Origin of the sequence: Dietzia sp. Alg238-R159 (assembly GCF_900537145.1) — a bacterium.
Lineage (GTDB): Bacteria > Actinomycetota > Actinomycetes > Mycobacteriales > Mycobacteriaceae > Dietzia > Dietzia kunjamensis.
This window is the reverse complement of record NZ_UNRI01000007.1, coordinates 88,860-107,876: the sequence shown is the minus strand read 5'-3', so window position 1 is coordinate 107,876 and position 19,017 is coordinate 88,860. Positions and strand designations below refer to the sequence as shown.

General features: G+C 72.0%; 15 protein-coding genes and 1 pseudogene. 4 read left to right on the top strand and 12 right to left on the bottom strand.

Translation table 11 applies throughout. From position 1 onward, the window contains the following. Positions 1-12 precede the first annotated feature (12 nt). From proB to G6R20_RS14835, 12 genes are all read right to left on the bottom strand, one after another. On the bottom strand, positions 13-1,128 hold the full coding sequence (gene proB, locus G6R20_RS14890) for a glutamate 5-kinase (protein WP_163376820.1): 1,116 nt from the start codon (positions 1,126-1,128) through the stop codon (positions 13-15). Continuing rightward, the gene (gene obgE / locus G6R20_RS14885) at positions 1,125-2,585 is read right to left on the bottom strand and encodes a GTPase ObgE (protein WP_067719726.1); all 1,461 of its coding nucleotides are present in this window, start codon (positions 2,583-2,585) and stop codon (positions 1,125-1,127) included. The genes proB and obgE overlap by 4 nt, the downstream gene beginning before the upstream one ends. A 131-nt stretch (positions 2,586-2,716) precedes the next feature. Next, positions 2,717-2,980 (bottom strand): 50S ribosomal protein L27, encoded by a 264-nt coding sequence (gene rpmA / locus G6R20_RS14880; RefSeq protein WP_007626965.1) that lies wholly within the window; start codon positions 2,978-2,980, stop codon positions 2,717-2,719. Between the two features lie 69 nt (positions 2,981-3,049). Further along, entirely contained in the window at positions 3,050-3,355 is a 306-nt protein-coding gene (gene rplU, locus G6R20_RS14875; protein ID WP_067719729.1) for a 50S ribosomal protein L21, read from the bottom strand. Positions 3,356-3,597: 242 nt separating this feature from the next. Then, the gene (locus G6R20_RS14870) at positions 3,598-7,407 is read right to left on the bottom strand and encodes a ribonuclease E/G (RefSeq protein WP_240341495.1); all 3,810 of its coding nucleotides are present in this window, start codon (positions 7,405-7,407) and stop codon (positions 3,598-3,600) included. Positions 7,408-7,732: 325 nt separating this feature from the next. Continuing rightward, positions 7,733-8,143 carry a nucleoside-diphosphate kinase gene (gene ndk / locus G6R20_RS14865; protein WP_120286318.1) on the bottom strand — a complete coding sequence of 137 codons (411 nt, stop codon included), beginning with the start codon at positions 8,141-8,143 and terminating at the stop codon, positions 7,733-7,735. A 47-nt stretch (positions 8,144-8,190) separates the two neighbouring features. Further along, positions 8,191-8,604, bottom strand: a complete 414-nt coding sequence (locus G6R20_RS14860) for a DUF4233 domain-containing protein (protein ID WP_067719739.1) — start codon at positions 8,602-8,604, stop codon at positions 8,191-8,193. Next, complete coding sequence (locus tag G6R20_RS14855; RefSeq protein WP_205475904.1) at positions 8,601-10,199, bottom strand: folylpolyglutamate synthase/dihydrofolate synthase family protein; 1,599 nt, start codon at positions 10,197-10,199, stop codon at positions 8,601-8,603. Before G6R20_RS14855 ends, G6R20_RS14860 begins: the two co-directional genes overlap by 4 nt. After that, positions 10,196-12,907, bottom strand: a complete 2,712-nt coding sequence (locus G6R20_RS14850) for a valine--tRNA ligase (RefSeq protein ID WP_163376819.1) — start codon at positions 12,905-12,907, stop codon at positions 10,196-10,198. Before G6R20_RS14850 ends, G6R20_RS14855 begins: the two co-directional genes overlap by 4 nt. Positions 12,908-12,971: 64 nt before the next feature. Further along, on the bottom strand, positions 12,972-13,979 hold the full coding sequence (locus G6R20_RS14845) for a malate dehydrogenase (protein WP_067719743.1): 1,008 nt from the start codon (positions 13,977-13,979) through the stop codon (positions 12,972-12,974). 129 nt (positions 13,980-14,108) lie between these two features. Then, a complete protein-coding gene (locus tag G6R20_RS14840; RefSeq protein ID WP_132062044.1) occupies positions 14,109-14,738 on the bottom strand; it encodes a 3-oxoacid CoA-transferase subunit B in 630 nt (209 codons plus the stop codon). A gap of 3 nt (positions 14,739-14,741) precedes the next feature. After that, complete coding sequence (locus tag G6R20_RS14835) at positions 14,742-15,494, bottom strand: CoA transferase subunit A (RefSeq protein WP_120286322.1); 753 nt, start codon at positions 15,492-15,494, stop codon at positions 14,742-14,744. 162 nt (positions 15,495-15,656) lie between these two features. Between G6R20_RS14835 and pcaD the strand changes: the two genes are divergently transcribed. The 4 genes and pseudogenes from pcaD to G6R20_RS14815 all read left to right on the top strand — a co-directional run. Next, positions 15,657-16,448 (top strand): 3-oxoadipate enol-lactonase, encoded by a 792-nt coding sequence (gene pcaD / locus G6R20_RS14830; protein ID WP_132062046.1) that lies wholly within the window; start codon positions 15,657-15,659, stop codon positions 16,446-16,448. Positions 16,449-16,462: 14 nt separating this feature from the next. Continuing rightward, positions 16,463-17,272, top strand: a complete 810-nt coding sequence (locus G6R20_RS14825; protein ID WP_132062132.1) for an IclR family transcriptional regulator — start codon at positions 16,463-16,465, stop codon at positions 17,270-17,272. A 20-nt stretch (positions 17,273-17,292) separates the two neighbouring features. Then, entirely contained in the window at positions 17,293-18,504 is a 1,212-nt protein-coding gene (locus tag G6R20_RS14820) for an acetyl-CoA C-acetyltransferase (RefSeq protein WP_119193193.1), read from the top strand. A 59-nt stretch (positions 18,505-18,563) separates the two neighbouring features. After that, positions 18,564-18,950: pseudogene (locus tag G6R20_RS14815) on the top strand (helix-turn-helix transcriptional regulator); the annotation flags it as partial. Positions 18,951-19,017 lie beyond the last annotated feature (67 nt).

Genomic DNA, 19,017 nt, shown 5'->3' with positions numbered 1-19,017 from the left:
GACCAGCGCTGGTCAGACCGGGACGAGGTCGTCGGCGTGCACCAACGGGCGCCCCTGACCGGAGCCGGTGCCGCCCGCCGCCCGGTCCGCCAATCGGGCGCGGACCTCGACCGAGTCGTACTGGGCGATCCCGCGGGCGACCACCCGGCCGTCGACGTCGTGCATCTCGATGACGTCGCCGAAGTGGAACAGCCCGTCCACCCCGGTCACCCCGGCCAGTAGCAGGGAGCGTCGCGAGCCGGTCACCGCTCGGACCGCTCCGTCGTCCAGCAGGACCGCCCCGCGGGCGTCCGCGGCGTGCCGGACCCAGAAGCGCCGGGCGGTCATCCGCTCGGGCCGGGCCGCGAAGACCGTGCCTACCGTCGGGTCGGCGGCGAGGGCCTGCGGCGCCAGCTCCGCGGCCGTGAGCAGGACCGGGATGCCCGCGTCCGCGGCCAGACGGGCGGCGGCAAGCTTGGAGGCCATGCCGCCGGTCCCCAGGGCACCGCCGGCACCGGCGATCACGCCGTCGAGGTCGCCCTCGCCGCCGACCATGGTCACCGCGCTGGCCCCGCCCTTGCGCGGGTCGGAGTCGTACAGGGCGTCGACGTCCGAGAGCAGGATGAGGGCGTCGGCGCTGATGAGGTGCGCGACCAACGCGGCGAGCCGGTCGTTGTCACCGAACCGGATCTCGTTGGTGGCCACGGTGTCGTTCTCGTTGATCACCGGCACCGCGTGCAGGGTGCGCAGGCGATCGAGGGTCCGCTGGGCGTTGGCGGCACTGTCCCGCCGGCCGATGTCGGCGGCCGTGAGCAGGACCTGGCCCACCACGCGGTCGAAGCGGGCGAACGAGTCGCCCCACGCGCGCGCCAGCTCGAGCTGGCCGACGCTGGCCGCGGCCTGCTTCGCGGACAGGGTGCCGGGGCGGGTGGTCATCCCCAGTGGGGCCATGCCGGCGCCGATCGCACCGGAGGAGACGACGAAGACGTCCGACCCCGCGGTCATGCGCGACTGGCAGACGTCGGCGAGTGCGTCGAGTTCGGTCCGCCGGATCCCGCCGTGGAAGCTGGTGATGGCCGACGAGCCGATCTTGACCACCACGCGGCGGGCCGCGCCGATACGACGGCGCAACTCCCGCTCCGTGGTCACTCCAGGATCTCCTCGTCCGGGTCGATCAGGCCGCGGCGCACCCGCTTGCGGTACTTGCGCTCGGTGGCGCCGATCCGCTCGTCGGACTCGAGCCGGATGTCGGTGCCACGCCCGGTGCGCATGAGGTCGACGCCGGCCGGGGTCTGCGGCTCCCACTCGAACGAGACGTCGCCGATGGTGACGGTGCAGCCCTCCGTGGCGCCGGCCTTGATGAGCGCCTCCTCGACCCCGATCCGGGCCAGCCGGTCGGCGAGGAAGCCCACGGCCTCGTCGTTGTCGAACTCGGTCTGACGGATCCACCGCTCGGGCTTGGCCCCGGTGACGATGAACGCGCCGCGGTCGGCGGGATCCGGGCGGACGCGGAACTCCTCGACGTCCACCGCCTTGGGGCGGATGACGATCCGCTCGGGCGCGGCGGGCGGGTTGGCCTTACGGTGCGCCTTGATCAACTCGTACAGGCCGTACCGCAGCTCGTCCAACCCCTTGTGGGCCACCGCGGAGATCGCATAGACCGGCCACCCCTTGGCCTCGAAGTGCTCGCGCACCATCTCCGCCATGTCGGCGGCGTCCGGCACGTCGATCTTGTTGAGCACGACCACGCGGGGGCGGTCTGCCAGGTCGCCGATCCCGGCGTCGGTGAGTTCGGACCGGTAGGCGGCGAGCTCGGCCTCGAGGGCGTCCACGTCGGAGATCGGGTCCCGGTCGGACTCGAGGTTCGCGCAGTCCACCACGTGGGCCAGCACGGCGGTGCGCTCGATGTGACGCAGGAAGTCCAGACCCAGGCCCCGGCCCTCGCTGGCCCCGGGGATGAGGCCGGGGACGTCGGCGATGGTGAAGGTGTCGTCGCCGACCGAGACCACGCCGAGGTTGGGTGCCAGGGTGGTGAAGGGGTAGTCGGCGATCTTGGGCTTGGCCGCCGAGAGAACCGAGACCAGGGAGGACTTCCCGGCGGACGGGAAGCCCACCAGTCCGACGTCGGCCATGGACTTGAGCTCGAGCGTGAGATCGCGGACCTCGCCGGGCTCGCCGAGCAGCGCGAAGCCGGGGGCCTTGCGGGCCCGGGATGCCAGGGCGGCGTTGCCCAGCCCGCCCTTGCCACCCTCGGCGGCGACGAAGCGGGTGCCGACGCCGGTGAGGTCGGCCAGCACCTCGCCGTCCTCGTCGAGCACGACGGTGCCGGGCGGCACCGACAACACGAGGTCGGCGCCCTGGGCACCGTTGCGGTTGGCGCCCATACCCGGCTGGCCCCGGCCCGCGCGGGCGTGGGGCCGGAAGTGGAAGTCGAGCAGGGTGTGGACCTGGGGGTCCACGACGAGGACGACGTCGCCGCCGTGCCCGCCGTTGCCGCCGTCGGGGCCGCCGAGGGGCTTGAACTTCTCGCGGTGCACCGAGGTGCAGCCGCGGCCGCCGTCCCCCGCTGCGAGGTGGAGCACTACGCGGTCGATGAATCTCGACATGGTGGGGACTCCTCCGGGTGACGGGTGGTGACGGGCGGGGTGGTGCAAATACTCTCGGGGGCCGGGTGTGAGGTCTTGACGACCCCGCCCGGCCCCCGAGGGCTGTTCATGAAAGTGGTCGGCTGGGAGGCTCAGGCCTCGGCGCCGGCCGGCACGATGTTCACGGTCTTGCGACCGCGCTTGGTGCCGAACTCCACCGCACCGGCGGAGAGGGCGAACAGGGTGTCGTCGCCACCACGGCCGACGTTGACGCCCGGGTGGAACTTGGTGCCGCGCTGGCGCACCAGGATCTCACCGGCGTTGACCTCCTGGCCGCCGAACCGCTTGACGCCGAGGCGCTGTGCGTTGGAGTCACGACCGTTACGGGTGCTGGATGCGCCCTTCTTACTTGCCATGTCCGAGTCCCTCCTTCAGGGAGCACGCCCGAGGGCGCTGAGCTGGTGGCCTGAGCGGCCGGAGATGGATTACTTGATACCGGTGATCTTGACGACCGTCAGCTTCTGACGGTGGCCCTGACGCTTGTGGTACCCGGTCTTGTTCTTGAACTTGTGGATCCGGATCTTCGGTCCCTTGGTCTGCTCGACGATCTCGCCGGAGACGGTGACCTTGGCCAGGGCGTCGGCGTCGGAGGTGACGGCCGAACCGTCGACCACGAGGATCGGGGACAGCGACACGGAGGTTCCGGCCTCGCCCTCGATCTTCTCGACCTTGACGTGGTCCCCTTCGGCGACCTTGTACTGCTTGCCGCCGGTCTTGACGATCGCGTACATCGAGGGCTTCCCCTTGCTTCTCGGGTGTGCGGCCGCCTGGGGCGACCACACCTGGTGTGCGGTGTTCTCTCTTGCTCGCCGACTCGCGTCGGTCGAGGGTCGCGGGCCCCGGAACCGTTCCCGGTCCCGTCGCGCGACTCCTCGCGCCACGACATAGCGCCGCGACGAGCGACCTGTCAAGGTTACGGTCCGGCGGCACAGCAGGTCAAACCGACCGTGCCGCCGGCCCGCGGCCGGGTGCGTCAGTCGCCCGCGGGGGCGGTCGTCGTCCTGGTGGCACGTCGCCTCGCGGGCCGTCTGCGCGGCTCGGCGACCACCGTGGTGGGCGCTTCCGCCAGGGGCGCGGCCTCGACCTTCGCGACCGGATCGGCCGGTGCGGCCTGCGGCGCGGTGTTGGTCCCGGCGGCGCCAGCCTCGCGGCGGGTGGACCGCCGGCGGGGGCGGCGCCCGCCCGGGGCCTGACCCGTGGGCCCGGTATCCGGACCCGCCGTGTCCGGAGCCGCAGTGTCGGGACCCGGGGTGGAGACCTGCTCCACGACGGTCTCCGCCTCTGCCACCACGGCGGCCTCGGACTGCGGGGAGTCGGTCACCTCGGCCGCGGCTGCGTCCTCGGCCGCGGTCGTCGGCGCCGGAGCACTGCTCGTGGCCCGCCTCGCTGCCCGGCGGCGACGCGCCGGCCGCGTGGTTCCGGCGGCGTCCGCCGAGTCCGGCTCGGCGGTTTCCGGCGTCGGCGCGGCCGGTGCCTCCGCGGCGGGCGCGGCCGGTGCCTCCGCGGCGGGCGCGGTCACGACCTCGGGGGCGGTGGCCCCCCGGGCGTCGGCGTCCGCTGTCCCGGCTGCCCGGGTCTCGGGCGCCGCGTCACGGCCCCGGTCGGTGTCACGGCCCCCGTCGGTGCGGGTGCCACCCTGGCCGTTCGGTTCGGTGCCGCTGTCGGCGTCTGCCTCGGCGTTCTGCCGTGAGATCGCGAGCGCGGCCGGGTGTGCGGCCGGCGCGGGGCCGTCCTTGCGCGCGGCCTGCTTGGGCGCGGGCGCCTCGGACTCCCCCGAGCCCTTGCCGTTGCCACCCTTGCGACGGCCGCGGCGGCCACCGGGCTCGTCGGCGTTGTGCGACTCGGTGTGCAGGGGGTCCGCGTGCACGATCAGCCCGCGGCCCTGGCAGTGCTCGCACGGGGTGGAGAACGCCTCGACCAGCCCGGTACCGAGCTTCTTGCGGGTGAGCTGCACCAGCCCCAGTGACGTGACCTCGGAGACCTGGTGGCGGGTGCGATCGCGCCCCAGCGCCTCGGTGAGGCGCCGCAGCACGAGGTCGCGGTTGGACTCGAGCACCATGTCGATGAAGTCGATGATCACCATCCCGCCGACGTCGCGCAGGCGCAGCTGGCGGACGATCTCCTCGGCGGCCTCGAGGTTGTTCTTGGTGACGGTCTCCTCGAGGTTGCCGCCGGACCCGGTGTACTTGCCGGTGTTGACGTCGATGACGGTCATCGCCTCGGTGCGGTCGATCACCAGGGAGCCGCCGGAGGGCAGCCACACCTTGCGGTCGAGCGCCTTGGCCAGCTGCTCGTCCACACGGTAGGTGGCGAACACGTCCACATCCGGGTTGTCGTACCGCTCCACGCGCTCCGTCATCTCGGGCGCGACCCGCGAGACGTAGTCGTGCACCGTGTCCCAGGACGTCTCGCCCTGGATGACGAGCTTGGAGAAGTCCTCGTTGAACAGGTCGCGGACGACCTTGACCAGCAGGTCCGGCTCCTCATACAGGGCCACGGGCGTGCCGGCCCCGGAGCCGGTGCGCTTGGCGGCCGCCTCCGAGATCTCGGTCCACTGGGCGGCCAGGCGCTCGACGTCGCGGCCGATCTCCTCCGCGCTGACGCCCTCGGCGGCGGTGCGGATGATCACGCCGGAGCCCTCCGGCACGACCTCCTTGAGGATCGTCTTGAGGCGGCGACGCTCGGTGTCGGGCAACTTGCGCGAGATGCCGGTGGAGTTGCCGTCGGGCACGTACACGAGGAAGCGCCCGGCCAGCGAGATCTGCGTGGACAGGCGGGCACCCTTCTGCCCGATCGGGTCCTTGGTGACCTGCACCAGCACCATGTCGCCGGACTTGAGCGCCTGCTCGATCCGCCGGGCCTTGCCACCGAGCCCGGCGGCCTCCCAGTTGACCTCGCCGGCGTACAGGACGCCGTTGCGGCCGCGCCCGATGTCGACGAACGCCGCCTCCATGCTGGGCAGCACGTTCTGCACACGGCCGAGGTAGACGTTGCCGACCATCGAACGCGCCGATTCGGTGGTGACGAAGTGCTCCACGAGAACCTTGTCCTCGAGCACGCCCACCTGGGTCATGACGCCCTTGCCGTCGCCGCGCTGCTTCTCACGGACCACCATGACGCGGTCCACGGCCTCGCGGCGGGCGAGGAACTCGGACTCGGAGAGGATCGGCTGGCGACGACGACCGGCCTCGCGGCCGTCGCGGCGACGCTGGCGCTTGGCCTCGAGCCGCGTGGAGCCGGTGATGCCCTGGACCTCGTCGGACGACGTACCCGAGCCCTGTCCCCCGCGTCCGGAGCGACGGCGGGCCTCGCGTTCGTGGACCTCGGTCTGGGGCGGGTCATCGTTGGACGTCTGGGTGTCGTCGGAGCCGGAGCTCCCACTGCGACGACGACGACGGCGACGGCGCCTCGAACCCGACGGACCGTTCCCCGAGTCGTCCGAATCGTCACCGTCGGCGTCACCCGGACCGGACTGCCCGTCGGAGTCGTCGGCGGACCGGTCGTCGGTCTCGGCGGCGGAATCGGGACGGGCGTCGGAGCTCCCGTCATCGCTGCCGGAGGTCTCGTCCGGGGCGTCGTCGCGCTGGTCGCTGCCGCGCTGGTCGCTGCCGCGCTGGTCTCCGTCGTCCGACGACTCGGTCCCGGTGTTCTCGCCGTTCTGGTCGTCGCCGGCCTCGCCGCGCCCGCGCCCACGCCCACGACGGCCCCGACGGCGACGACGGGCCCCGCCGTCACCGGAGTCGGACTGGTCCGTGGCGCGGCCGTCGTCGGATCCCTGCTCCTGCCCGTCCTGCTCGACCTGCGCGTCCTCGGCGGGAGGGGTGGGGGCGGTGTCGGGGGCGGTCTCGGTGCGGGCCCGGCCCTGGGTCTGGCCCTGGCCCCGGCGGCCGCGGGGCTCGTCGCCCGAGCGGGTGTCCGCCTGCGTCTGCGCGGGAGCCTCGTCGGGCGAGAGGAACAGCGGAGAGAACGACGGGGTCGCGGTGGACCGACGCCGACGGTTGCCCGACTCCTCCGACCCCACCTCGCCGGTGACGATCGCGATCTCGGGCAGCGCCGGGCGGTTCCGGCCGCTCGTCCCGGCTCCCCCGGTCCCTGCGGAGTCGTCCGCAGAGCCCTGCACGGACTTCGTCCCGGTCCTCGTGCCGGACTTCTCCGCGGACCTGGAGGCGGACTTCTCGGCGTCCGTGGCCTTCTCGGCGGTCTTCTCGGCTGTGGTCTTGCGCGCCGGGCTCTTCCTGCCGGACGCCTTCTTCGCGGGAGCGGTCTCCGTCGCCGCCGTCCCGCCCGTCGCCGACTCTGCAGCAGGCGCCTCGGCCGGCGTCTCGGCCGGCGTTGTCCCAGCGGCGGTCGCCTCAGCCGACGCCGGGTCGGCGGGCACCTCTGCGGTGGGGGTCTTCTCCGCGGTCTTCCTGGCGGGCGCCTTGGCCGCCCTCTTGGCGGCGGCCTTCTTCGCGGGGGCCTTTTCCACAGGCGCCTTGTCCGCCGGGGCCTTCCGGGCGGGGGCGTCGGTCGCGGACGCCTCGGCCGCCGGCGCCTGGGCACCGGTGTCCCCTGCCGGCGCGGCACCGGGCGCCGTCCCCGTGTCCTGCCCGCGGCTGGTGAACCAGTCGAGCAGCACCTCCCGGGTCACCCCGGACTGGGCGCTCTTGATCTCCACGCCGATCCCGGCCATGGCGGTCAGGAATTCCCTGCTGCTCATGCCCACGGCCCTGGCGGCCGCGTGCGCGCGCATCCTCTCGGGAAGCGCGTTGATGTCGTCGATTGTCAGGTTCGGATCCGACACGTGTCTCCTCCGGCCGGACTCCGGGCGCGATCACGTCACCGGATACCGGTGACCCACGCCGCCGCACGGGGTCGGGCGTCTTCTTGTCTGGGCCCCACCTGGGTGGGACGACGTCTTGTGGTCCGCGGCACCGGGACGAACCGGGCCACGGGTGGCGGGCGCCCGTTCCGGGGCGGACTGGTGGTCCACTCGCCAGGATGGGCTTCGACCATTCTCCCACACCCGCCGCCGAAACGTCGTCGCCCGGCACCACCGAACGCAAACGCGCCCGCCGGGCCTCGGGGCCGACGGGCGCGCAGCTCGATCACTGCGGGAGGACGGGGATCTACAGACCGGGGAACCAGAGCGCGATCTCACTGGCGGCGGACTCCTCGGAGTCCGAGCCGTGGACGAGGTTGAACTGGGTCTCGAGACCGAAGTCGCCACGGATGGAGCCGGGCGCGGCCTTCTCCACCGGGTCGGTGCCCCCGGCGAGCTGACGCCACGCGGCGATCGCCCGGGGCCCCTCGAGCACGCCGGCGACGACCGGACCGGAGGTGATGAACTCGAGCAGGTCCCCGTAGAACGGACGCTCGGAGTGCTCGGCGTAGTGCTCGGCCGCCGTCTCCTGGGACACCTGACGCATGTCCATGGCGACGATCTTGAGGCCCTTGGCCTCGATACGGGCCAGGATGGTCCCGGTCAGCGCGCGCTCGACACCGTCGGGCTTGATGAGGAAGAAAGTTCTCTCGGTCACGAGGGCGATCCTACAAGCCCGGTGTCCACGCCGACCGTCCGGAGCCGTCAGTCGTGCTGGCTGGGCAGATAGCCACCGGCCATCCGGCGGGTCAGGTCCCGGCGCAGGTACAGGATGTACGCCCAGACCGCGGCGAACATCAGGCCGCAGACCCCCATCGACCAGTGCACGGCCCAGCCGGCGACGGCCAGACCCGCGAGCGTGAGGTTCAGCGGGATCGCCCAGGGCTTGCGCTGGAGTCCACTGGCCACGAGCATCGCGACCGCGAGGAGGCTGACGAACCACACCTTCCACGGCTGGAAGTGGGCGCCGCCGTCGAGCCGGGCGATGACCGTCAGCACCAGACCGATCACGATCGCCTCGAGCACGAGAGTGCCGGCCATGATGCCCCGCAGCCCCTTCCACGGGTCCACCGAGGGCTCGTGCGCGGCGCCCCGGGGGCCGGGGGTCGGGTCGGTCACTGTGCGTCCTTTCCGAACAGGCTGCGGGCGGCCCCGGCGGTCACCACGGAACCCGCGATGAGCACGCCGACGCCCGAGACGTCGTCGTCCGCGGTCGGATCCGGGACCCCGACCAGGTCGAGGGCCGCGCTGACCGCGTCGGGCAGGGTGTCCACCACGTGGACGCGCTGGGCGGTGAACCGTTCCTCGGCGATGCGTGCGAGGTCGCCCGGGTCCATCGCGCGCGATGAGGCGGCCCGGGTGACGACGACCTCCTCCACCACCGGCTCGAGTGCGGCGAGAAACGCGTCGGCATCTTTGCCGTCGAGCATCGCGACCACGGCGACCAGCCGCTTGAAGTCGAACTCCGAGGTGACAGCCTCGGCGAGTGCGCGTCCGCCGTGTCCGTTGTGGGCGGCGTCCACCAGGACGGTGGGGCTGGAGCTGAGCCGCTCGAGGCGCCCGGGATTGTCGACCGCCGCGAAGCCGGCACGGATGAGTTCCGGGTCCAGGGCCCTGTCCGGGCCCGCGCCGAAGAACGCCTCGACGGCCGCGAGCGCGGTCGCGGCGTTCTCGGCCTGGTGCTCCCCGAACAGCGGGAGGAACACCTCGGGGTACTCGCCCCCGAGGCCTCGCAGGGTGAGTTGCTGGCCACCGACGGCGACCCGTCGCTCGACGACGTCGAACTCCGAACCGAGGCGGGCGACGACCGCGCCCACCTCCACGGCGCGACGCAGCAGGACGTCCATGGCCTCGGGCTCCTGGCGTCCGATCACGGCGATCGGGTCCCGCGGCAGCAGGTCGTCCTCCGGGCCCGGCTGGATGATCCCGGCCTTCTCCCCCGCGATCGTCGCGAGGTCCTCGCCCAGGTAGTCGGTGTGGTCCAGGCCGACGGGGGTGATCACGGCGACGGCGGGCCGGACCACGTTCGTGGCGTCCCACGTCCCGCCCATCCCCGTCTCCACGACCGCCACCTCGACCGGTGCGTCGGCGAACGCGGCGAACGCCATCGCGGTCAGCACCTCGAAGTAGCTCATCCGTGGGCCGCCGGCCTCCTCGGACCGCTGGTCGACGAGCTCGAGATAGGGCTGGAGTTCGCGGTAGGTGTCCACGAAGGTGCGGGCGGTGACCGGCTCCCCGTCGAGCGCGATGCGCTCGGTGACGCTCTGCAGGTGGGGGCTGGAGTTGCGTCCGGTGCGCTGGTGCAGGGCCCGCAGCAGCGCGTCGACCATCCGCGTGACCGATGTCTTGCCGTTGGTGCCCGCCACGTGGACCACGGGGTACGCGTGCTGCGGATCGCCGAGCACGGACATCAGCTCGGCGATCCGGTCCAGGCTCGGCTCGAGGCGGGACTCCGGCCAGCGGGTCGTCAGTTCCTCCTCGACCGCGGCCAGGTCGGCCGCGTCGGCCTGCCATTCGGGGCTGCCGACCTCGGGGACCGGGCGCGGCGGCAGGTGATCGTCGCCGTCGCCGTCCTCGTCACCCGGGATCGGACCACCGAGCGGGACGCCCGAGACGAGGCCGTCCTCGCCGAGCATCTCGGCGACGTCCTCCTCGGTCGGGGTGTCCCACCCCTCGCTCGGGTCGTGCGGTGGGAGCCACTGTCGATCGCTCACGCGGGGTCACTTCCTGCCGGCATCGACTCGAGCCGGGCGGTGATCCGGGAGACCTCGGCCTCGGCGAGGTCGCGGCGACCGCGGATCTTGTCGACGACGTGGTCGGGCGCCTTGCCCAGGAACGCCTCGTTGCCGAGTTTGGCACCGGTGGTCTCGAGTTCCTTGCGGGCGGCGGCGAGATCCTTCTCCAACCTGCGTCGCTCGGCGGCGAGGTCGATCGTCCCGGAGGTGTCGATCTCCACGTCTACCGTCGACAACCCGAGCCGGACCTCGAGCGAGGCCGTGGCGGTGAAGTCCTCGGCGGCCGGGGTCAGCCGGGCGAGCGCGCACACCTGGGCGAGCAGGTCCACCGGCAGGTCGGCGGCGTCCACGCCGGAGATCCGTGCCGGCACCCGCTGACCGGGCTTGAGGCCCTGGTCGGAGCGGAACCGCCGGATCTCGGTGACGAGGGTCTGGGCGTCGGCCACGCGGCGGACCGGCCCCGTGGCGTCATCGGCCGGCGCCACGTCGGTGGGCCAGTCCGCGACCACCACGGACTCCCGTTCGGTCAGTGCGGTCCACAGCGTCTCCGTGACGAACGGGATCACCGGGTGCAGCATCCGCATGAGGACGTCCAACACGTGTCCGAGGACGAGTCTCGTGTTCTCGGCTCGCTCGGAGGCGCGCGCGTCGTCGTCCGAACCGAACTGGACCTTCGCGAGCTCGAGGTACCAGTCGCACACCTCGTCCCAGGCGAAGTGGTACAGGGCCTCGCACGCCTTGGAGAACTCATAGCGGTCCAGCGCGTCGTCGACGCCCACCCGCACCTCCCCGAGCCGGTGCAGGATCCACCGGTCGGCATCGGTGAGCGCGGATGCGGCGGGCAGTTCGCCCACCTTCGCCCCGTTCATCAGCGCGAAGCGGGTGGCGTTGAACAGCTTGGTGGCGAAATTGCGGGACGCCTGGGCGGCGTCGTCCCCGACCGACAGGTCGCCGCCCGGGTTGGCCCCGCGGGCCAGGGTGAAGCGCAGGGCGTCGGCGCCGAAGCGGTCCACCCAGTCGAGCGGGTCGATGCCGTTGCCCTTGGACTTGGACATCTTCTGGCCGTGCTCGTCGCGCACGAGGCCGTGGAGGAAGACGTCGGTGAACGGAACCTTCCCCGGAGCGGCCTTGTCGCCGGTGAGGGTCCGGCCCACGAAGGTGCCGAACATCATCATCCGTGCCACCCAGAAGAAGAGGATGTCGTACCCGGTGACCAGGACGGACGTCGGGTAGAACCGCTCGAGGTCGGCGGTGCGCCCGGGCCAGCCCATGGTGGAGAACGGCCACAGTCCGGAGGAGAACCACGTGTCGAGCACGTCGGTGTCCTGCGTGTACCCGGCGGGCGGCTCCTCGCCGGGTCCCACGCAGACCACGTCGCCGTCGGGTCCGTACCAGATCGGGATGCGGTGACCCCACCACAGCTGACGGGAGATGCACCAGTCGTGCATGTCGTCGACCCAGTCGAACCAGCGCGGTTCCTGGCTCGTCGGGTGGATCACCGTGTCACCGTCGCGCACGGCGTCCCCGGCCATCCTCGCCAGCTCCTCGACCCGCACCCACCACTGGAGCGACAGCCGCGGCTCGATCGGCTCGCCGGACCGTTCGGAGTGGCCCACCGAGTGCAGATACGGACGCACCTCCTTGACGATGCGCCCCTGCTCGGCGAGGTCCTCCCGGACGGCCTTGCGGGCGTCGAAACGGTCCATGCCGTCGTAGCGGGTCCCGGTCCCGGCGATGTGGCCGGTGGCGTCCATGATCGTGGGCATCTCGAGGCCGTGACGCTGGCCGATCGCGAAGTCGTTGGGGTCGTGCGCGGGCGTGACCTTCACCGCGCCGGTCCCGAACTCGGGATCGACGTAGTCGTCCGCGACCACGCGCATGGTCCACCCCTCACGGAACGGGTGCGGAATCTCGGTGCCCACCAGGTGCGCGTAGCGCTCGTCGGAGGGATGGACGGCGATCGCGGTGTCACCGAGCATCGTCTCGAGCCGGGTCGTGGCCACGACCAGGTGCGGCTCGGAGTCGTCCATCGAGCCGTAGCGGAAGCTCACCAGCTCGCCCTCGACGTCCGCGTACTTGACCTCGATGTCCGAGATCGCGGTCTGCAGGGTGGGCGACCAGTTGACCAGTCGCTCGGCGCGGTAGATCAGACCGCTGTCGTAGAGCTCCTTGAAGATGGTCTGCACCGCGCGCGACAGTCCGTCGTCGAGGGTGAACCGCTCACGCGACCAGTCGACACCGTCGCCGAGGCGACGCATCTGCTCCCCGATGGTCCCACCGGACTCGCGCTTCCATTCCCAGACCTTCTCGATGAACGCCTCGCGGCCGATCTCGTGGCGGTCGATCCCCTCGTCGCGGAGCTTGCGGTCCACGAGGGTCTGCGTGGCGATCCCGGCATGGTCCATGCCGGGCAGCCACAGGACCTCGAAGCCCTGCATGCGCTTGCGCCGCGTGAGCACGTCCATGAGGGTGTGGTCGAGCGCGTGGCCCATGTGCAGGCTGCCCGTGACGTTGGGCGGCGGCAACACCACCGAGTAGGCGGGCTTGTCGCTGGACGGGTCGGCCTCGAAGTAGCCGGCCTCCACCCAGCGCTGGTACAGCCCGCCTTCCACCTCACCTGGGTTCCAGGAGGCGGGCAGGGCGTCCGCGCGGTCGGTGTTCGGGGAGGCAGAAGCTGGAGTCGTCACCCGACCATCCTAGGCCGTGGACGCCGGGGCCCGGCACACGCCGTCAGCCCCGGTGCACCCGAGGTCAGTCGGCCAGTCCCAGTCCGTGAACGGCGTCACGCTCCGAGACCAGTTCCGCCACCGACGCGTCGATGCGGGCTCGTTGGAAGTCCCCGATCGCCAGTCCTTCGACGACCTCCCACTCCGCGCCGCGGCTGCGGCAGGGCAACCCCGTCACCACACCCGGCACGGTCCCGTACTGCCCCTCCGACGGCAGTGCGACCGTGGTCCAGCTCTCCCCACTGGTGCCGTGCACCCAGTCGCGCATCTGGTCGACCGCCGCGCCGGCGGCCGAGGCGGCCGACGACGATCCGCGCACCGAGATGATCTCGGCTCCCCGGTTCGCGACCCGCGGGATGAACGTGTCGGCCAACCACTCCTCGTCGAGCCCGGAGGTGACCGGCTCGCCCCGTCGCGTCAGGTACGACACGTCGGGGAACTGGGTGGCCGAGTGGTTGCCCCAGACCACCACCCCGTCCAGGTCGGCGACCGGCGCTCCCAGCCGGGTGGCGAGCTGGCTGAGCGCGCGGTTGTGGTCGAGCCGCATCAGGGCGGTGAAGCGACCGGCGGGGACGTCGGGCGCGTGTCGGTGGGCGATGTAGGCGTTGGTGTTGGCGGGGTTGCCGACCACCACCACCCGCACGTCGTCAGCGGCGTGGGCGTTGATGGCGCGGCCCTGTTCCCGGAAGATCGCCCCGTTGGCGGTGAGCAGGTCGGCGCGCTCCATCCCCTTGCCGCGCGGCCTGGCGCCCACCAGGAATGCCGCGTTGGCGCCGTCGAACGCGGTGTCCACGTCGTCGGTGATCTCGATCGACTCGACCAGCGGGAGCGCGCAGTCCTCGATCTCCATCGCGACGCCCTCCGCCGCGACCACGGCCGACGGGATGTCGAGCAGACGCAGGCGGACCGGGGTCCCGGGCCCGAACACCAGCCCGGAGGCGAGACGGAACAGCAACGAGTAGGCGATCTTTCCGGCGGCGCCGGTGACGGTCACGGTGGCCGGGGTGGCGGTGACCGGGGTGGAGGTGCTCATGCGGGGCGGACCTTCCGGAGACGACGACGGGGTCGGTTCCCACAGTAGCGAGAATCCGACCCCGCCTCCCGCCTCCGCGGGCGGTGTACACCTGACGTCCACCCGCGCGTCGGCTCGGGGTGGATCGACTCAGGCGTGGATCTCGGCGCCCGTCTTCCGGCGGACCTCGTCGATCGTCACGTCCGGCGCCAGTTCGACGAGCCGGAAGCCCTCCGGCGCGATGTCGAGGACGCACAGGTCGGTGACGACCCGCTGGACGCAGCCCTTGCCCGTGTACGGGAGCGTGTTCTCCTGCATGAGCTTGAGGTCGCCCTTGCGGGTGACGTGGTCCATCATCACGATCACGCGGTCGGCGCCGTGGACGAGGTCCATCGCACCGCCCATGCCCTTGACCATGGCGCCGGGGACCATCCAGTTGGACAGGTCGCCGGACTGCGAGACCTGCATAGCGCCGAGGACGGCGACGTCGACGTGACCGCCGCGGATCATGGCGAAGGACTCCGACGACGAGAAGAACGCCGCCCCCTCCTCGGCGGTGATGGTCTCCTTGCCGGCGTTGATCATCTCGGGGTCGAGCTCGTCGTCCGTCGGGTACGGCCCGACGCCGAGGATGCCGTTCTCCGAGTGGAGGGTCACCTGCACACCCTCGGGAAGACAACCGGGGATGAGGGTGGGCATACCGATACCGAGGTTGACGTATTGGCCGTCGGTGAAATCCGCGGCGATGCGGGCCGCCATCTGCTCGTGGGTCCAGCTCATGGCTCAGGCCTCCCTGGTGGTGCGGATCTCGACGCCGGTCTCCTGGCGGCCGACCTCGACGATCCGTTGGACGAAGATGCCGGGGATGTGGACGTTGGCCGGGTCGATCCCGCCCGGCTCTACGACCTCCTCGGCCTGCACGATCGTGATCCGACCGGCCATGGCCACGTCCGGGTTGAAGTTGCGGGCCGTCCCACGGAACTGCAGGTTGCCCATGGTGTCGGCCCTGTGGGCGTGGACCAGGGCGAAGTCGGTGACGATCCCGCGCTCGAGGACGTACTGTTCGCCGTCGAAGACCCGGACCTCCTTGGGCTCGGACGCCTTGGCGACGCCCCCCTCGCCGTCGTAACGCAGCGGCAGGCCCCCGTCGGCGACCATCGTGCCGACGCCGGCCGGGGTGTAGAAGGCGGGGATGCCGGCGCCTCCGGCCCGCATGCGCTCGGCGAGCGTGCCCTGCGGCGTGAGCTCCACCTCGAGCTCGCCGGAGAGGTACTGGCGGGCGAACTCCTTGTTGGCGCCGACATACGAGGCCGTGGTCCGGGTGATCCGGTGCGATTCCAGAAGTTTGCCCAGGCCGAAACCGTCGGTCCCGCAGTTGTTGCTCACCGTGCTCAGGTCGGTGGCGCCCTGCTCGAGGAGCGCGTCGATGAGGACGGCGGGGATGCCGACCAGACCGAACCCGCCCACGGCCAGGGAGGCACCGTCGGGGATGTCCGCGACCGCGTCCGCGGCCGACGAGAAGATCTTGTTGGTCATGTCACGAACCCTATCCGGTGTTCGCATCTTGTACAAGTGTTCGCTCATCGTACGATATGCGGGTATCGTGGGTCAGGTACCGACGTGGAGCGCCTGCGCCCGAGCGCACCACACACCACGCAACGCACCGCCCGCGACCAGACGCACGAGAGGACCGACACCATGCCCGCCACCCTGTCCCACGAGGTCAGCGGACCCCGGTCCGACGACACCCCCGTCCTCGTCCTCCTCGGATCACTCGGGTCCGACCGTTCGATGTGGGACGCGCAGGCCCGGGACCTGTCCCGCGACCACACCGTGGTCGCGGTGGACCACCGGGGCCACGGCACGTCCGAGGTCGTCCCCGGCCCCTGCACGATCGCCGACCTGGCCGCCGACGTTCTGGCCCTGCTCGACTCGATCGACGTGGACCGGTTCCACGTGGCCGGACTCTCGCTCGGTGGCGCGGTGGCCCAGTGGCTCGCCGTCCACGAACCCACCCGCGTGCTCTCCACCGCCCTCCTGTGCACCGCCGCGAAGTTCGGTGAACCGTCCGGCTGGGCCGATCGCGCCACCGCGGTCCGCGAGGGCGGGACGGCCGCGGTCGCCGACGCCGTCGTCGCACGGTGGATCACCGCCGCGCGGGCCGAGGCCGAGCCCGAGCTGGTCGCCGGGCTCCGCGAGATGGTCCTGGGCACCCCGGCCGAGGGATACGCCTCCTGCTGCGACGCGCTGGCCGGCTGGGACAACCGCGCCGAGCTGGGTCGGATCTCCTGCCCCACCCTCGTGCTCGCGGGGGACGAGGACCCCTCCACTCCCCCGGAGGCACTGCGCGAGATCGCCGACGGGGTGCCCGGAGCGGACTTCGTCGTCGTCTCCCCGGCAGCCCACGTGCCCACCGTCGAGATCCCGGACCGCATCACCGACGCGCTCCGCCGACACCTCGACGCCGCACGAAACACGGGCGCGGCGTGACCCGCCCCGACGTGGTGTCGTCCCCGACCGGGTCCGGAGACGACGGCGGGGACCGCCCGGCCTCCCCCGACTTCGTCCAGTCGCTCGCGCGCGGCCTGGCGGTCATCCGGGCATTCGACGCCCGCCAGCCACGCCAGACCCTCAGTGATGTCGCGCGCAACACCGGACTGACCCGGGCGACCGCCCGCCGCTTCCTCCACACCCTCGTCGAACTGGGCTACGTGGACACGGCCGGCTCGGTCTTCTGGCTCACCCCCCGGGTCCTCGACCTCGGGTACAGCTACCTGTCGGCGCTCCCGCTGACGGACCTCGCCCAACCGCACCTGGAGAAACTCAGCTCGCGACTCGGCGAATCCTCGTCCGTGGCGGTACTCGACGGCCCCGACATCGTCTACGTGGGGCGCGTCCAGGTGCGTCGCATCATGACCATCGGCATCACCATCGGAACCCGGTTCCCCGCCTACGCCACGTCGATGGGGCGGGTCCTGCTCGCCTCGCTCCCCGCCGAGGACCTCGACGCCTACCTCGACGCGACGGACCTGCGGGCGCTCACCCCCCACGGCCTCGCCGACGAGTCAGCGCTCCGCGCGGAGCTGGCGCGGGTGGCCGAGCGCGGGTGGTGCGTCGTCGACCAGGAACTCGAGCCCGGCCTGCGCTCGGTGGCCGCACCGGTCCACGACCGCCACGGCGCGGTCAGCGCGGCCCTCAACGTCTCCACCCACGCCGCCCGCTACTCCCCCGACCAGCTCACAGGCGAGGTCATCCCCGAACTGCTGGCCACCGCCCGCGCACTGTCGGCCGACCTCGCCATCGTCAACCGCTGAACCCGAACTGAGGAAAATCCATGCGTGACGTCGTCATCTGCCAACCCCTGCGCACCCCCGTGGGACGCTTCGGCGGGGTGTTCCGCGACCTGGACGCGAACACCCTGGCCACCGACCTGCTCACCGCCCTCGTCGAGCGCACCGGCCTGACCGGAGCCGACGTCGACGACGTGGTGCTGGGACAGGGCTCCCCGAACGGCGAGGGGCCCGCCATCGGCCGCATCGCCGCACTCGACTCCCCCCTGGGGATCGACGTGCCGGGCATGCAACTCGACCGGCGCTGCGGCTCCGGACTCCAGGCGATCATCACCGGCGCACTCCAGGTCGCCTCCGGCGGCATGGACCTCGTGGTCGCCGGCGGCGTCGAGTCGATGAGCCAGGTGGAGTTCTACGCTTCCCCGAGCCCCCGCTGGGGCATCCGCGGGGACGGGATCTCGCTGGTCGACCGTCTCGGCCGGGCTCGCACGACCGTCGGCGGACGCTCGCACATCATCGACGGCGGGATGATCGAGACCGCCGAGAACCTCCGTCGTGAGTACGGCATCAGCCGGGACGAGCAGGACCGGTTGGCCGTGCAGTCCCACCAGCGGGCCGTGGCCGCGCAGGAGTCCGGGGCGTTCGCCGAGGAGATCGTCCCGGTGACCGTTCCGCAGCGCAAGGGTGACGACCTCGTCGTCGACACCGACGAGCATCCCCGTGCCGACAGTTCCGTCGAGGCGCTGGCGCGCCTGCGGCCCATCATGGGCCGCACCGACCCGGAGGCCACCGTGACCGCCGGGAACGCCTCCGGCCAGAACGACGGTGCCGCGATGTGCATCGTCACTACCGCGGACAGGGCCGCCTCCCTCGGACTGACCCCCCTGGTCCGCCTTGCCTCGTGGGCCGTCGCGGGCGTGGCACCGGAGACGATGGGCATCGGGCCGGTCCCCGCCACCGCCAAGGCGCTCGACCGACTCGGCCTCACGCTCGCCGACATGGATGTCATCGAGCTCAACGAGGCGTTCGCCGCGCAGGCCCTGTCCGTGATGCGCGAGTGGGACCTCGACCCCACCTCCGAGCACCTCAACCCGCACGGCTCCGGCATCTCCCTGGGCCACCCCGTCGGCGCCACCGGGGCGCGCATGCTCGCCACCCTGTCGCGCGAGATGGTGCGCCGCGACGCGCAGTGGGGCCTGGAGACCATGTGCATCGGAGGCGGCCAGGGGCTCGCGGCGGTGTTCGAGCGCGTCTGACCGACACACCTCCCGCGCGACGAGGCCGCCCGGACTCGACATCCCGGATATGCCGCCGCAGTCTCGACCACCTAGACGGCCTGGCCATGCCCTACTACTCCGCGCGCATGCACTTCGGCTACGGGCAGACCCTGCGCAGGGCCGGCCGACGCCGGGAGGCGCACCTCGCGCTGGGCACCGCCCGCGACATCTACGAGCAACTGGGCGCCCGCGCCTACGTGGAGCGGTGCGATCGCGAACGACGCGCGGGCGGTGTGGACGTGGCCAGGACGGGGGGCAACAGCACCCTGACGCCTCAGGAGAGTGCGGTCGCGACGCTCGTCGCCGCGGGCCGGACCAACGCCCAGGCGGCCGAGGAGTTGTTCCTGTCGGTCAAGACCGTCCAGTACCACCTGACCCGCATCTACTCGAAGCTCGGAGTGAGCGGTCGCACCGAGCTGGCCGCACACGTCTCCCGCAGCAGCGAGCCCTTCCGTACCGACTCGCCCCGTATCGATTCAGCGCGTATCGATT

Excerpts from the sequence above, each read along its gene's own strand:
- rplU (WP_067719729.1), bottom strand. The coding sequence starts at position 3,355 with ATGTACGCGATCGTCAAGACCGGCGGCAAGCAGTACAAGGTCGCCGAA.
- pcaD (WP_132062046.1), top strand. The coding sequence starts at position 15,657 with ATGCCCGCCACCCTGTCCCACGAGGTCAGCGGACCCCGGTCCGACGAC.
- G6R20_RS14840 (WP_132062044.1), bottom strand. The coding sequence starts at position 14,738 with ATGAGCTGGACCCACGAGCAGATGGCGGCCCGCATCGCCGCGGATTTC.
- G6R20_RS14835 (WP_120286322.1), bottom strand. The coding sequence starts at position 15,494 with ATGACCAACAAGATCTTCTCGTCGGCCGCGGACGCGGTCGCGGACATC.
- G6R20_RS14845 (WP_067719743.1), bottom strand. The coding sequence starts at position 13,979 with ATGAGCACCTCCACCCCGGTCACCGCCACCCCGGCCACCGTGACCGTC.
- rpmA (WP_007626965.1), bottom strand. The coding sequence starts at position 2,980 with ATGGCAAGTAAGAAGGGCGCATCCAGCACCCGTAACGGTCGTGACTCC.
- obgE (WP_067719726.1), bottom strand. The coding sequence starts at position 2,585 with ATGTCGAGATTCATCGACCGCGTAGTGCTCCACCTCGCAGCGGGGGAC.
- G6R20_RS14820 (WP_119193193.1), top strand. The coding sequence starts at position 17,293 with ATGCGTGACGTCGTCATCTGCCAACCCCTGCGCACCCCCGTGGGACGC.